This is a genomic window from Borrelia sp. RT5S (assembly GCF_021165755.1).
Taxonomy (GTDB): Bacteria; Spirochaetota; Spirochaetia; order Borreliales; family Borreliaceae; genus Borrelia.
Window position 1 is genome coordinate 416,414 of record NZ_CP088936.1, and the last position, 15,413, is coordinate 431,826.

Genomic DNA, 15,413 nt, shown 5'->3' on the forward strand with positions numbered 1-15,413 from the left:
TCAAATCTCCCTATTTTTTCCCCAAATAAACTCCTATCCAAGCCCAACCATTATTAATTTCTGGATCTTTTGGATAAGAGATCTTTTTAAAGACAAAATACCACTCCCATATATGCTCCCACCCAGTAGATTCAAGATAGGAGATGCCATCACTAGAATCAGCTTCAAACCTATCTGAAAACTGTATCCCATTTTTCCGTCTGCTTCCGAGCTTAATCATCGTTGTTAGAAAACTATTTGTATTAATTGAATTACCCCGCCCCCCTCTCTGGTCCCAACTCTGTATAAAGAAGCTATGTTTATCCCTTATACTTAATAGCTTTGCCGTATTCCCAGAATAAATACACTTCTTAACATCTTGAATTAAATCACTCAGATTTCTATAAACTACAAACTCGGGATTATTGTAATAATTAACCTTGGAGCTAACGTTAGAATAATCTCTCAAGTCCACCTTCAAGCTCGACCTCGGCATCGAAAGCAATTTTTTATAATAAAAGTATGCCTCGTCATATTCCTGCACACTCTCCAAATCTAGAGCAAGATTGTAGTAATAACTACCCCTATCTTCCTCCCTAATGCTATTAACATCACTGTTAAGCAATAACTTATAATAATGAATTTTACTACCAGCACCAATGTTTAAACTGACTACCTTTTTAGCAATTCTCACCCTTATAGAACTATTCTCATAGAAATAATCATCAAAATTATCAACAACATACCTGTAATAAGTAAAAGCAACTAAATCTTCCTTCATAGCGGCATAGATATTTCCCATCAAATAAAAATACAAAGGATAATATTCCCTGCTCTCATCATTAACAATTCCTTGATTTACAATCATCAAAGCTCCCTCATAATCCTTATTTCTGATGTAAATATTAACTATCCTGTCAACAATGAGAAATCTATCCAGCCCATCCCTACTTAACTCTTCTAAAAGACCCACAAGATTTTGAGCTTCTCCCTGCTTAACCCTACAAGCACTTAAAACCAAAACCAAACCAAACAATTGAATTAATAACCTCATTGCCTTTATTATATAATGGAAGTTATGCATAGCAAAATGTACTCTAGGTTCAATAAATTTACCAAAAATTTGGATGTGAGCAAGAAATCAATCTGCATTTTGTTTTTTGTATTTTTTTTGTGTTGTCTTAACAAACCTAATAAGTATGGTATTGTTCTAGATTCAAAAAATAGAGAAAAGCTTCCAAATGGATCTCTTGTACAAATAGAAGATACCAGTCAAAACAAAAAAACAATAACAATAAAGCATAACGACACAAGATTTATGGTACATGAATTTACAATACAAGAATTTAAAACAAAAGAAGAAGCAGAAAAATTTAGGCTAAACATTACCCCATATATAAATAAATACGCCATAAGCAAAAAAGACACTCTACCTTTAAGAGGATCTCCTGATAACTACAAAGATAACATAATATACAGAATTCCAAAGGACTCCATCTTGAAAATAATAAGCATTGGAGAAGAAACAAAAGCTGGTTCCCTTCAAGGTCGATGGATATATGTTTTAACAAAAGATGGTTACAAGGGTTACGTTTTCGACTATGCACTCGAATTTTTTGATAACATTACGGGTAAAATAATCACAAATTCGCTAGATCAATCCTTACAAGACGACATAATAAACACATTCAAAAATATTAAATATTTAAGGCCACTTTACTATGAAAAGATGATTGCTAACCATATTTACAACACTGACCTACTTAGGAAAGAATATGGTCTATTTTTCACTTCTCAAAACGAAGTAAGGCTAAATATGCCTGAATTAAACTTAATTTTCAAATTTGATATTGTTGATGCCGTTAAACCAAATGGGTTTTTATTCAGATCCAGCAATTCTGATAAAGATTTTATTCTCCTAGAAAAAGGATCTTCAAATTACTACAATTCATACATAAAAGTTAAAGAACACGAACTTGAAGCAAAATTTGTTATTATTGAACAAATTATTGAAAAAATCATGCTTGAAGTAGAAACGCAAAATAAAAACCTAATACAAAGATTAACATCTTATGAAATATTAGAAAATGAAACCTATGGAAATATTGAATTTAAATCAGATGGAACTTTTATTTGGAGGGCAAATTCAAAATTAAACAACTTACCAAGTTCTGGAAAGTTTAAAATAACAGGATTTACTCCGAATTTACAAATCTCATACAAAAATGCCATCAAGCTTATTTCTGATGACAATAAGGAATTTTTTTGCCTACTAGACTACACAAAAAATGCTTTACAACTCATATTCGTGAACTCTGAGAATGTTGAAGATGACATAATAACTGACGACAAGGATAAAATTGCAGTAGTGTTGTTCAGTGGAATTCATTCTACTTAAAATCAATTTGTAAAAATCTTAAATTAGTTAAAGGTTAAAATCAATGCTAATAGCATTCATATTACTAACACAGTTTGTTGTAAGCTTAAATGCAAATGAGAATACAAGAATAATGCAATCATTAGTAAAAACACTCCATCATACTTCTAGTCAAAATTACACGGATAGAAAAGAAACACTAGACAGTTTCGTTTCATCAATAGACCTAAACAACACTTCCATTCTAAAATATCTTCGCACAATAAAAAACGATTTTCTAATCGCATCTGTATATTTTAAAAATATAGAAGGCACTATTATTGCTCTAACTATCGGAGCAGAAATAAATTATCAATACAAAATATCCCCACTGTCGATTTCAATAATTAACAATGATTTAGAAACTACAAAAATATTAATAGACTACGGAATAAACATTAACAAAATAGACGAAACGGAGCATCCGTCAATCTTTTGGGCAATATACTCGAATAACGAAAAAATATTTAACTTTCTAACAGAAAAAGGAGCAGATTTAAGCCTTACACTTAAAAGCGGAAAAACGCCCATGCAAGCCGCAGTGGAGACTGAGAACACCAAACTAATCGAAATACTACTTAAAAAAAACACCTACATAGCAGACGCTTACAAAAGAGAAATTAAGAACCTCAAAAACAAGAATATAAAAAATATTTTCAAGAAAATTCAGATTGATTAATACCCATCCGATTTTTCAATATTCTTATCCCTGTCAAGAAGATCTTTGTATACTAAAGACTTCCTAGCTAGCTGTTCTTTTAAATCCTTTGAGAAAGGTGCATTTCTCCACATTACACCTCGAACCATTTTTTCTACCTTTTGTATGCCCTTGCTTTCTTTATCTATCCAGAGAAAATAATCATTTAAGAAAAAATCTTTAACATTGCCCTTCTTGATAAACTTGGAATAGTATTCGTAATACTGACCAGTTATTCCTGTCTCCATCCACCTAACCGATGCCTGTTCCTTAGCAAGTTCCCACAAAAAATCCCCAACACCTAAAATAACAGCCTTTCTTAAATCTTTAGGATACATAGGAACCAATATTTTACCGCGTCCATTGGCACGATTTTTAACATCAACAGGCTCCCAACAAATCCCTTTCTCACCATAAGACGGTATTAAGATAAAATAAGGAACTATTCTTAAAAAATCTCCTCTGTAATTTTTGTGAAAAATTTTAGGCTGAATACTTTCAAGCTCTCTAACAAGTTGAATAATCCTCTCTCTACTACCAAAAAAATTAGGATTTGCAACTACATTGCTTTTAAGCAATATCGGAAAATGATTCCCCCTAGGCCCAATAGTAAGCTTATTAGCTTCCATTAAAGACCCCACCTCCTCCACTGCAATAGTAGACGTACCAGCAACATCAATACCTTGCATTTTATCTTTAATCTCAACAAGCTTCTTATTAGCATCCTCAATCTGAGCAACTAAAGATATAATCTCCCCGCTAGCTTTAATAAGACTATCAATATAGCCAGAAGCAGATTTTAAAGGCTTTAAAATCTCATCAGAATAAAACCCGCTTATCCCAAGCTCAGCCATAAATATCTCACATGGAACTGAGTCAACGAACAAAAATTCAAAAATACTCTTCAACTTGCTAACAGCATCAGCCCTTATAATATCACTCTTCTTAAGACTACTCTTTGCAAAATCAATCTCAGCCAACAGCCTTTCTTGCTTGTCAAGCAATATCCTTCTTACATCTTCATCTCTAATACTCTGCACTGGCTCATCTACGGCAAGCTTCCTAAGCTTTAATTCATTAACGCCATAAATCCATTCATCAAAATAGATAAACGGCTCTTTGTAATTATTATCCCAAACAGTTTTTGAAATCAAAGACCTAAGTTCTCCCCCAAGTGCACTTGGCAATAGCGCCGCAAATCTAAATAAAACTTTCTGCTCTTGAGTCAAATTTAGAACATTGCCAGCAATTGACTTTAAAAATTCCCAATAAACATTAACCACCTGTCTACACTTGGTGACCTTATCGCCTTTTTCTGTTGATTTGGGATCTAAATAATCCAGCAGCAAACCGTGAAGCCTTGAGCCAATCTCCTTATCGCTTAAGATAAGGTTTTTATAATAATCATCAGTAAAAAACCCTTTATCGTGCTCTTCTAAAGCACCAATCTCAGGCAATTCCAAATCCAAATCCGTACTAACTAAGTCTGGATATTTATACAAGAGTCCTCCCAAAAACCGCCCCGTTCGCCATTCAATAATAAATAGTAATGCCAAAGTTTATATTTACCAAAAAATTTAGTAAGATTGTTATACTGTAAAATTCATTTTTTAAAACCTCAAAGGAATAGCTTATGAACACGAAAGTGAAATTTTTTCTGGCCGTATTTATTGGAGTACTTCTCGGACTCTTTCTCCCCTCTGGTGTTTATAACACGCTAGCGCACATTTTTATAAGACTTGCCTACTTTTCATTAATTCCTTTTTTAATATTCTCAATTCCACTAGGAATAGAAAATATTATTGAAAATAAAAAATTTAAAAAACTATTTGGAAAAACAATTTATTATGGAATTTTAATCAACGCTATGGGGATCCTCACATCCGTTGCAGTTGCAATAATATACATCCCACAAAGAATTCCAATCCTAGATAAAAATGTTAAAAATTTATACGTGTTTGATAAATCGGAATTTCTTGAAACATTTTTTCCTAAAAACATCTTTACAATACTCACAAATAGCAATCCAAACCTTTTAAGTATTTACATTATTTCAATAATAATAGGTGCTAGTTTTTACTATGCAAAACAAAAGGGAAGAATTGCTAGAGAACTTATCTTGAGCACCTCAAATCTTTTTTACAATGCAAACGGAATAGTAGTTAACATACTAAACTTTGGTACCATTTTCATCACAGCATCTTATACCAACAACTTAAGAAATTTTAAAGATTATCAATACTACATAAATAGCATACTATTTTTTTCTTCATGGACGCTCATTGTGATTTTAATAATAATTCCAATAATCAGCTATAAATTAACCAAAAACTTTGGGTTGGCATACAAGAGTGTATTAATTTCATTTCAAAACATAATATTTGCAGGTCTAACAATGGACGCCTATGCTCCTTATTCTGTACTCCTAGAAGACATCAAAAATGAAAGAATAAACATAAAAAAATCAATAATTACGAACATCCCTATAATCAACTTTATTTCTAAATTCGGAACAATTTTTATTTCAACAATCTCGTTTTTCATCATTTTAAAATCTTACTCTAGCCTACCCATATCAATTTACGAAATAGGTTACATGAGCGTATTGGCGTTCTTATTTGTTTTTGCATTCCCACACATACCAAATAGCTTGATTTACGTAATTACAATGCTATGTTCCACTTACACAAAAGGAATTGAGCTTAGTTACTCCAGTATAACCCCAATACTACCGATACTAACATCCCTAGCCTTAATGATTGATTTCACATTCAACATCGCAATAATGCACATAATAACCTTTAACGAATCAAGAGAAACCTAGACATTAGAGGCAAACAAAGCACTAGTAAGATTTTGCAAATAAAACAAAATGCCTGGCCTCCGCCCTGCAATAAATGCAACTTAAGTTGCCCATGGTTCTATTTTTAAAATCTTCAGGAATGCACCTTATTGTGGCCTTTGTATCATCTTTAATGCTCTCTTCACATACTTCACTCCCACACCATGAAGAAATCACAAATCCCAAATGATTATCAATGTAAGTCTTGAAAGCATTATAACTCTCATCCCCCTCTCCAACGATTTCTTTAGTGTTTGAATTTCTAAACTCCAAAGCTTTATTAAATAAATCACACTGCATACTTTCAAGCTCATCTCTAATTTTAGATGACAAATCCTTAACTGATATCTGATACTTAGAATTCTTATCTTTATCTCTCCTTGCAATAGTGACACAGTCCATAAGAATATCATTAGACCCTATTTCAATACGTATTGGAATCCCTTTAAGTTCTGCAGAAGAAAATCTAAATCCTATAGAATTTCTCATATCTTTATCAATCTCAACTCTAAATTTTTCTTTCTTCAATTTGTTAAGGATGGTAGTAGCATACTCAAGAATCTTTTTATTTATCTCATCGTCTCTTTTAAAAATAGGAACAACAATGAGTTCAATCGGTGCTATTTTAGGTGGCAGCATCAAACCCCTGTTATCGGAATGAACCATAATCAGGGCCCCAATTAGTCTGGTTGAAACTCCCCAACTAGTAGCTGAAACATATTCAATCTCTCCCTTTTTATTTTGGAATTTAACATCGAAAGCCTTTGCAAAATTCAAACCCAAATAATGAGATGTTCCAGCCTGTAATGCTTTCTTATCCTGCATCAATGCCTCAATCGTATGCGTACAAACAGCACCCGCAAATTTTTCTCTTTCTGTCTTCTTTCCATGAAATACGGGAATAGCTAAATAATCCTCAACAAACTGCTTATAAAGGTTTAAAATAAACAAAGTTTCACTCTCCGCTTCCTCTGCAGTTTCATGGGCAGTATGTCCTTCTTGCCATAAAAACTCAGTCGTTCGCAAAAACGGTCTTGTTCTCTTTTCCCAACGAATAATATTTGCCCACTGATTAATCTTGATAGGCAAATCTCTGTAGGACTTTATCCACTTACTGTACATATTCCAAATGATTGTCTCAGAGGTGGGCCTTAGAACCAAAGGCTCGCTCAATGTTTCACCCCCAGCAGTTGTTACAACAGCAAGCTCCGGTGAAAATCCTTCAACATGATCCTGCTCCCTTTCTAAAAACTCATAAGGAATAAGCAATGGAAAATATGCATTCTCATGGCCTGTTTCTTTAAACTTATCATCAAGAACGCTTCTAATTCTCTCCCAAATAGCATAACCGTAAGGCATAATAACCATGCATCCTTTAACAGGACTATAATCAACAAGTTTTGCCTCCCGCACTATATCTAAGTACCACTTAGAATAATCTTCTTCTCTTGAAGTAATAAAACTACCCATATCCCATTCCTTGATAAAAATTTAAAAGATTTGTTGTACAAAATTAATACTTGTGAACTTCAACCATAAAACGTCCATATTGCTCTCCAAGGGAATTCATCATAACCTTCTCCACCACAAAAACAATGCCGTCTTCTTCAGGAAACAAAAAAATCTGTCTTATTTTATAATCAACTACATCTTTTCTGTAATAATTTTCTCTACCAATTCCTCTTATGTCTTTAACAAGAACATCGTCATCCTCAACAGAGAAGGAAATAGTAAAAGCAGATGATTTAAGAGAATCCTTAAATGATTTATTAATCGAAACTTGGTATCTATTCCCTGTTAAAAAATCAACAAAATCTAGAGAATCAGCTTTAGAATCTCCATTTTCAACATAAAGGTAAATATTCCTACCTTTGTTCAGGTGATTTATGCCAAGGTCCTTGACTCTGTAATCTACTATCTTTAAGAGCTCATAAAGACTCTTCTCAGCGGTGTCAACATAATCTATGTATTCATTAAAAACCCTGGTATACACCCCAGGCCTTACAAAGCTATTTTTGTAAACATCTACAAAATAAACCCTAGAATAATATCCCCTCTCCTCAAGACTATATTCACCAAACATAAAGCAAGACCCATCATAAGAGAAACCCAGATTCTTAAAAAAAACATCTTCAGCAAAGCACAAAGAGGAATGAAAAATGAGACACAAAGAAAAAAAACGCATCAATATAAATTCTCCAACAAACCCTCTGGATAAAAATCCTCACTTAAATTTATCCTTATATTAAAAATATGTCAAATATGTTTTTAATATAAATCTTTGCTCTAATATTTGTTTTATAAGTCAGGAAGTTATGCTTACGTTTTGCAATGGACTTTTTAGAAGGGTGTACGGAAGACTTTTGGGGGTGGCTCTTATCTTGGGATGCTTAATGATGGTTTGCGAGTTCCGAGGGGGTCGGTATGGTTTTTATGGCTAAAGACTATAGTGAGTCCTTTGGTACCGCTGATGCTTTAATGCCAAGGGAATGCGCGACGGTTGCGCTCTTGGCCGCGTTGTCTACCAGTAATCTGATTTATATCTTATACTTTATAGAATACAATTCTAGCAATTGTACGTATTTAGTTAGATATAAGTTAGAGGAGAATTTATGAAAATATTATTGACATTGGTTGTGTTTCTGTTGCTGGCCCACACATCTACTGCTCAACAAATTGATCCATTAGATCTTGATAATGTGCTAAGAGAAAAAGAAAACTTAAATAACTTATTTGGGGTAGGTTTTGGTATTGGAAACCCCATTACTAATGTTACAATTTCCCTTCCATATTTGGATATAGAGTTTGGATATGGAGGCTTTAATGGTCTGCATCCTAATAATTTCACACCCTACATTATTGGCGGAATTGACGTTATGTTTAAAGAAGAGCTTTATCAGAACACCATAATGGGTGGTGGCTTTGGCGTGGGTGTGGATTGGTCTCAAGAAAAACCAACCAACTCGCCTGCTGCGGAAAAACCAGAACAAAATGAGGATGAGGATGAAGGTGAGGATGGCGGAGAGGATCTTTCACAGACTACACCTCAAAACAGATTAGGCATTGTCCTAAGGCTTCCTATTTCATTAGAATACAGCTTCTTAAAAAATATTGTAATAGGGTTTAAGGCTGTGGCTACGCTTGGGGGGATAATGTTACTGGATTCTATGTCAATGGAGGGGATGAGATTCGGATTTTTCGGTGTGGGATACCTAAAAATATACATGTGAAGGAGAGTTAATGAGAGGAAATACTCAAAGGATACTCATTTTATTGCTAACGTTTAACTTACACTATTTTGCTTTTTCTAAATCTAACGGTGATACCTATAAAATCAGGTGCAGCTCAGAAAATGATGGAACTACTTGTATTACAAATGATAATAAAAAAGTTGCTCCAAAGCCTAAGCCTACTCCCCCAAAGCCAAAGCCCAAACCCACACCTCCTCCCCCGCCAACTAAGCCTAAGGTCAATGTTGCAAAGCCTGCTGTGCATAAGGAAAAAACTGTGTATGACTCGCTTGCTTTAGGTGCAGGCACTGGAAGTCCCGTAGGAAATATTTTATTTTCAATGCCTTATGTGGACATAGATCTCGGGTATGGCAGCTTTATTGGCTTTAAGCCTGGAAATTTTCAAAATTATATCTTATTTGGCATCGATTTGGTTTTTAAAAAAGAAATAGGGCCCACAGTAATTGTAGGAGGAGGTTTTGGTATTGGGGCAGACTGGTCTAAGGCAGACCTAGTGCCTCCCGGAGGTAAAGCCCTTACTACTTATGAAAGAATAGGTACAGTAACTAGGCTTCCTATAGTAATGGAATACAAATTCGCGAAAAACTTATCACTGGGGCTTAAAGTCTATCCCTCATTTGGCCCGACTATACTCCTAACGAAGCCAAAAATAGTATACGAAGGTATCAGGTTTAGGTTCTTTGCAGTCGGATTTATTAAGTTCACAATATAAATGCATAAATGCAAATAACAAAATTTCACTAGGGCAGATTGTAAAGCCTTTAGGCAGAAAGTGCAATAAAGATTTTTCCATCTCCTCGGATCATCAGCCTTTCATCGCATACCCCCACGAATATGCTATCTCCCTTCTTAAGAAAAAAGTGATCGTTTATCTGAAGTTGCCCTTCCATGACTAACAGGATCATTGCACTATCTCTATTGAAACAAATTTCTTCACTAATCTCTGTGTGAAGCAGCATTAAATTAGTGTTTGGAAGTTTAAACATATCAAATTTATCAATATTTTCTCCTCTGAGCAATGAAAATTTTCCTTCCTCAAATCTACCTACCTTAAGCATTTCAGTCTTGTCGATATATTTAGTAGTAAGCCCCGCTCTTATTACATTATCAGAATTAGTCATAAGCTCAAGACATTCCCCTTTAAGATAAGCATGCACCTCTTGATTCTCTGTATAGAGTACCTCTCCCGGCTTCAGTTTAAAAATATGCATTCCTAAAAATACCAAAAGACCAACGTCTGCTCCATAAATCTTATAAATCTCATTAAACCAATAAGCTCTATCCTTTTCTAGCAAACTCAAGCTTCCTTTCACCTTCCTAATAGCATCTTCAATTTCACGCTCTTGCAAATTAAATATATTACTTACAAATTCTTTATGATTTGAAAAACTAAAATCTAACTTTAGATTTTTACATATATTTTTAATTTCAATGAGAGGCAAAAATCCTTTAAGCGCATAAAAATCGCTTAAAGCGTAAACAAGCTCTATTTTGGGATTTTCGTCCTTATAAACTCTCCTAGGATCATCAATACTTATTCCCCTATCGTTTTCGCGCTTAAAGCCTTCTAGGGCCATTTCTTTTGAAGGATGTATTTGAATTGACAAAGGCTTCACGGCTGATAGAACCTTAAATAGAAAAGATAATTCATTTCCCTTTTCCAAAAGCTCCCCATGACACTCTAAAAAATCACAAAGAGGGACGTACTGCCCCTCAATCAATACTTTACTAGAAAGTGTCTTGTGTGCACCAAGCCACATCTCAGCTTTAGGCCGTCCATCTTGCTTTTGTCCCAGAAGAGAAGGGATGAAACTAACTCCACCCCAATCATATTCCTTAATCTCATTTTTCATCAAAAATATATTGTCTATTCTCATTTAGATTCCCTAAATTTGAAAGATTTTAATAAAATTACCAAAATTGTTGCAACAGCAACTCCAGCAGCCATTGCAATAATAAACCCTAATTTATTATCAACCACAGGAAGTACTATGGGCCCTCCATGTGGTGCATGGTCTGCAACTCCCAAAAACGCTGCAACAATGCTTGCAACAGCCCCTCCAGCTACTATTGACGGTAACACTCGCGCAGGATCACTAGCAGCAAAAGGAATAGCACCCTCACTAATCCCAATAAAGGAAATTAAGAACGATATCTTGCCAGATTCTCTTTCCTCTTCCTCAAATAATTTAGGCATAATCAAGGTAGCAAGCCCCATAGCCATGGGCGGAACAGGAATAGCTGAAGCTACCATACCCATTATTTGCGGGACTTGAGGAATCATGCCAACACCAAAAAGGAACGCAACCTTGTTAAAAGGCCCTCCCATATCAACAGACACCATAGAGCCAAGTATTAAACCAAGAAGAACCTTACCTAAAATACCATAGGCTTCTGAATTGCTCTGTAACGATTTTAGTCCACTCTCAAGCAGTGTCATAAATTGTGCAATATAGGTCCCAACATAGAGCATGAAAAATCCAATAATAACAGTGCTTATTAAAGGAATAACAAAAATAGGCATGACGGGTCTTATCCATTCAGGCACTTTTCGCTGTGCTATCCATCTAGCAACAAACCCTGCAATAAATCCAGCAAGTATTGCTCCTAGGAACCCTGATCCAACATCCCTAGCAAGAACGCCTCCCACAAGACCCGGTGCAAGACCTGGTCTATCGGCAATCGCCATAGCAATAAACCCAGCAAGTATTGGCAGCATCATTCCAAAAGCAACAGCACCAATATCCGTAATCGTCTTATAAAAAGGATAATCTGCAAAGTTTGGACCATCAGAACCAATTCCTGCCAAGGATATTCCAAGGGCAATTAAAATACCACCACTTGCAACAATCGGAATCATAGGAGAAACTCCACTCATTAAGTACTTATAAAAACTAGCCTTAGGCTTTTTGGCTGTATCTCTTAAAGAAGGTTTCACACTCTTACAATTAAATATTGAAGCATTAAACGAATCCCTAATAACATCTTCTATGTTATTTATGGCCTTTGCAGTTGAAACCTTATAAACCTTCTTTCCATCGAATCTCTCTTCATTAACATCCTTATCAACGGCAAGTATTACAATATCAGCATCCTTAATATCCTCTTCAGTTAAGGCATTCTCAATCCCAATAGAACCCTGAGTCTCAACTTTGATCCCGTAACCTTGTTTCCTAGCCTCATTTTCAATCTTCTTAGCAGCAATATATGTGTGTGCAATACCTACAGGACAAGCAGACACAGCCACTATTTTTTTTACCCCAGAATAAGTCACAGTATCGTCTGTAGAAGACTTTTCAATATTCTCTATATAAGAATAAACCTCACTAGGATTATTCGACTTCTTCAAAATATTTTTAAACTCATCATTCTCAAATAATTGGGCTATGAAAGCTATTGACTTAATATGGTCATTACCCTGTTGGCTTTTAGACATGCAAATTAAAAATATTAAATTAACTGGAGGATTATCATCGGACCACTGTATACCATCCCCCTTTACATAAAGGAATGAAATAAAACTTGTCTTAACAGAATCTCCTATGAAATGAGGGATAGCAACACCGTTCTCCCATGCCGTACCTCCAATATTTTCTCTATCAAGAATACCCTGAAGAAATTCATCTCTATTGCTTGTATACCCACCTTCAGTTACCTTGTCTACTAAAAATTTAATAGCATCTTCTTTAGATTTAATTTCTGTAGATATAAAAACAAGCTCTTTCTTCAAAAAATCTAAAAACATATCCTCAAACCTCCTAACCGATCTGCCTAATTACATCACGACATAATAATTAAACGCTGATTCCTTTTATTAAAAAGATTAACAAAACCATGTTACTAACATTTTAAAATAAAATCTATTAATTTGTCCTCCGCTTGAACTTACTTTTTTATTTCTAGTTTATTTTATATCATTGAAGCTAATTTAACTATGAAAAATATAATAAAACCTCGTCTTTTCTTACTATGTTTTATGTTCCCCTTTTTAAATGCAGAGCAACAAAAAGATGAGATCAATAACGAGAAAAGCTTACCCTTAGAAAAACCATCAAATAAAAACGAATACAGTTTTTTCTCCGTGGAGAGAGGTTTTATTTATTCAACAGGGATAGGACTTGGAACTGGGTTTTTCCTAAATTCTCAGATAACCCACTTAATATTGAGACCTTATTACATTTTTGCAATTAATAATTTTGATTTTCTAGCTGTGGTTATGGTTACAATAAACGAAGACTATAACATATCAAGAAAATTTAAATATTCAAGCTCTTATATTGGGACGGGAATCAATTGGCATATTGCAAATTTAGCAAGCAAAACAGAATATTTTTCATTAACCTTCGGCATTGGAGGACGGTTTTATCTTTCAACAAATCTTATAGGCGACTTTAAATTTTATGAAAAACTGCCCTACATAATGGAACCATATATATTCTTTGAATTTTCCACTAAAAATTCTGTTCCCTACCTAAGTCTATATTCAAGATTTGATTTCTTATTTCTTGATACATTCAACATTTCTTTCGATTTTGGAATTAGATACAATTTTGGAAACACGGAGATAAAATCATGAGCCAAAAATCAAGGTTTCTGTTGTGTTGCTACATATTAATTTTATTAGGCTTTTTATTCCTTCATCAAAATCCCGAAATTTTAAAAAATATTAAAGAAATAGCTTTTAGTTACATAGAAATATTTAAAGAAAAGATTCACAGTCCTCAAAGTACACTTAAGCTAGAAGGAAAGAATCTTTTACCCAAGGGGCCTCTTACTACTCAAGTGCTAGATAAAAAATATTATTCTTTAGGGTATGCTGAGAGCGCAAGACAGGCGGAATGGGTGGCTTATTACTTAAAAAGAGAAATGGTTGAACTGGCTTTAACATTACTAAAGGAGAAAAAAATAAAGAGAATTAATAAATTTTTTGAAGATAAAGATATTAAAGGTAGTAGTCCAAAGTTAAATGATTACCTTAAGAGCGGATATGACAGGGGACATATTGTAAGTTCTGCCGATATGTCTTTTTCTGAGGATGCAATGAAGGATACCTATTTGTTATCAAATATATCCCCCCAAAGAAGAGAATTTAATTCTGGAATTTGGCTAAAACTTGAGAAATTAGTCAGAGAATGGACCATTTTAAAAGGAAAAGTTTATATTATTAGTGCAGGTATTTTAACAGAAAATATGGGATTCATCGGGAAAAGTAAGGTCTTGGTACCGAAAAATTTTTACAAAATAGTGCTATCATTGAACAATGATGGTTCTTATGATATAGTCTCCTTCATTATCCCAAATGAAAAGGCCAGGGACTTAAATTTAAGAAATTATGTTGTAAGTGTTCATTCGATTGAAGATAAGACTAGTATAGATTTTTTCGCAGAACTTGATTCTAGTGTTAAAAAAGTGATTAAAATGAAAAAAGATCCATATTCTTGGAAGTTTAGATGAAGATAGCATTTATTAGACCTAATATCTTCCTATTCACAACTTTTGCACTAGGAATAGCTATAACATCAACGTTTATGTATTGTGTAAACTTTAAATTAGACTTTTATACTTATCTTGTAAAGAGTTACAATAGAAATTTATTAACTTTGATCAACAATTTTTTTATCTTCGGTATTGGAATAGTAGGCTCCATTTGGACATACATTAACTACAAGAGAACAAACAATGTACAATTCGTATTTTTTTATTACTTCATATGCTCATACACATTCGAACCTCTTTCAATTCTTAAGTATTACTTCTTAAATCATGAATTAAACTTAGAATTTTACTACTACATGAAAATCTACAATTTAATAACCGTGTTTTCATTGCTCAATTTGTTTTTCCTAAGCCTACATATATGCGATTTCCAAATAAAATCAATCACTTATACTATATATTTAATTTTAACTTTCTCAATTATCTATATCTCCCTAGCTCCCATTAACGCCTATGAGCATATAAACATGAATAATTCTTTTTTGGGGATAGAAAATCACAAATTTTATGTTAACTTGCTCCTACTGCTCACGTCAGCAAATTTTTTAGTAGCATTTTTAAGAAAAAAAACCTCTAGCTACTTCCTCCTATTCCTATCAATATCCTTAATATTAATAGGAATATACTTAAAACTTATTGAGGCACCTTATTCTTTCATTCCAATCTCAATAGGAGTATCAATGTACTTAAAAGAAGCAGGTAAGCTCTTCTTCTATTGGCTATAAACTTTAT

General features: G+C 33.8%; 15 protein-coding genes. 9 read left to right on the forward strand and 6 right to left on the reverse strand.

All coding sequences use genetic code 11. From position 1 onward, the window contains the following. Positions 1-10: 10 nt before the first annotated feature. The gene (locus LSO06_RS02015) at positions 11-1,033 is read right to left on the reverse strand and encodes a tetratricopeptide repeat protein (RefSeq protein ID WP_231760416.1); all 1,023 of its coding nucleotides are present in this window, start codon (positions 1,031-1,033) and stop codon (positions 11-13) included. A gap of 15 nt (positions 1,034-1,048) precedes the next feature. Between LSO06_RS02015 and LSO06_RS02020 the strand changes: the two genes are divergently transcribed. Both LSO06_RS02020 and LSO06_RS02025 read left to right on the forward strand, forming a co-directional pair. Continuing rightward, positions 1,049-2,377: an SH3 domain-containing protein gene (locus tag LSO06_RS02020; protein ID WP_231760417.1), complete on the forward strand. Its 1,329-nt coding sequence runs from the start codon at positions 1,049-1,051 to the stop codon at positions 2,375-2,377. A 43-nt stretch (positions 2,378-2,420) separates the two neighbouring features. After that, a complete protein-coding gene (locus tag LSO06_RS02025; RefSeq protein ID WP_231760418.1) occupies positions 2,421-3,074 on the forward strand; it encodes an ankyrin repeat domain-containing protein in 654 nt (217 codons plus the stop codon). Here the strand turns inward: LSO06_RS02025 and LSO06_RS02030 are convergent. After that, positions 3,071-4,594, reverse strand: coding sequence for a hypothetical protein (locus LSO06_RS02030; protein ID WP_231760419.1), 1,524 nt, complete (start codon positions 4,592-4,594; stop codon positions 3,071-3,073). The two genes, LSO06_RS02025 and LSO06_RS02030, sit on opposite strands and share 4 nt — an antisense overlap. Before the next feature lie 131 nt (positions 4,595-4,725). Here LSO06_RS02030 and LSO06_RS02035 point away from each other — a divergent pair, with 131 nt between their 5' ends. Next, positions 4,726-5,916, forward strand: a complete 1,191-nt coding sequence (locus LSO06_RS02035; protein WP_231760420.1) for a dicarboxylate/amino acid:cation symporter — start codon at positions 4,726-4,728, stop codon at positions 5,914-5,916. Positions 5,917-5,937: 21 nt separating this feature from the next. Here LSO06_RS02035 and proS read toward each other — a convergent pair whose 3' ends face one another. Together proS and LSO06_RS02045 are read right to left on the reverse strand one after the other, a co-directional pair. Beyond that, positions 5,938-7,404, reverse strand: a complete 1,467-nt coding sequence (gene proS, locus LSO06_RS02040) for a proline--tRNA ligase (protein WP_231760421.1) — start codon at positions 7,402-7,404, stop codon at positions 5,938-5,940. 43 nt (positions 7,405-7,447) lie between these two features. Next, positions 7,448-8,119, reverse strand: a complete 672-nt coding sequence (locus LSO06_RS02045; protein WP_231760868.1) for a DUF2259 domain-containing protein — start codon at positions 8,117-8,119, stop codon at positions 7,448-7,450. Between the two features lie 239 nt (positions 8,120-8,358). On the opposite strand from LSO06_RS02045, the gene LSO06_RS02050 reads away from it, so the two are divergent. From LSO06_RS02050 to LSO06_RS02060, 3 genes are read left to right on the forward strand one after another with little or no spacing between them, the layout of a single operon-like run. Further along, positions 8,359-8,550: a hypothetical protein gene (locus LSO06_RS02050; protein ID WP_231760422.1), complete on the forward strand. Its 192-nt coding sequence runs from the start codon at positions 8,359-8,361 to the stop codon at positions 8,548-8,550. Next, positions 8,547-9,164 (forward strand): DUF3996 domain-containing protein, encoded by a 618-nt coding sequence (locus tag LSO06_RS02055; RefSeq protein WP_231760423.1) that lies wholly within the window; start codon positions 8,547-8,549, stop codon positions 9,162-9,164. Before LSO06_RS02050 ends, LSO06_RS02055 begins: the two co-directional genes overlap by 4 nt. Before the next feature lie 10 nt (positions 9,165-9,174). After that, complete coding sequence (locus LSO06_RS02060) at positions 9,175-9,897, forward strand: DUF3996 domain-containing protein (protein WP_231760424.1); 723 nt, start codon at positions 9,175-9,177, stop codon at positions 9,895-9,897. Between the two features lie 49 nt (positions 9,898-9,946). On the opposite strand, the gene manA is transcribed toward LSO06_RS02060, so the two are convergent. Beyond that, positions 9,947-11,062, reverse strand: a complete 1,116-nt coding sequence (gene manA / locus LSO06_RS02065; RefSeq protein ID WP_231760425.1) for a mannose-6-phosphate isomerase, class I — start codon at positions 11,060-11,062, stop codon at positions 9,947-9,949. Continuing rightward, a complete protein-coding gene (locus LSO06_RS02070; protein ID WP_231760426.1) occupies positions 11,059-12,930 on the reverse strand; it encodes a fructose-specific PTS transporter subunit EIIC in 1,872 nt (623 codons plus the stop codon). Before LSO06_RS02070 ends, manA begins: the two co-directional genes overlap by 4 nt. A 189-nt stretch (positions 12,931-13,119) precedes the next feature. Between LSO06_RS02070 and LSO06_RS02075 the strand changes: the two genes are divergently transcribed. From LSO06_RS02075 to LSO06_RS05820, 3 genes are read left to right on the forward strand one after another with little or no spacing between them, the layout of a single operon-like run. Further along, positions 13,120-13,761, forward strand: a complete 642-nt coding sequence (locus LSO06_RS02075; protein WP_370639783.1) for a hypothetical protein — start codon at positions 13,120-13,122, stop codon at positions 13,759-13,761. Next, positions 13,758-14,639 carry a DNA/RNA non-specific endonuclease gene (locus LSO06_RS02080; protein ID WP_231760428.1) on the forward strand — a complete coding sequence of 294 codons (882 nt, stop codon included), beginning with the start codon at positions 13,758-13,760 and terminating at the stop codon, positions 14,637-14,639. Before LSO06_RS02075 ends, LSO06_RS02080 begins: the two co-directional genes overlap by 4 nt. Then, positions 14,636-15,406 (forward strand): hypothetical protein, encoded by a 771-nt coding sequence (locus LSO06_RS05820; RefSeq protein ID WP_370639784.1) that lies wholly within the window; start codon positions 14,636-14,638, stop codon positions 15,404-15,406. Before LSO06_RS02080 ends, LSO06_RS05820 begins: the two co-directional genes overlap by 4 nt. The last annotated feature ends 7 nt before the right edge of the window (positions 15,407-15,413 follow it).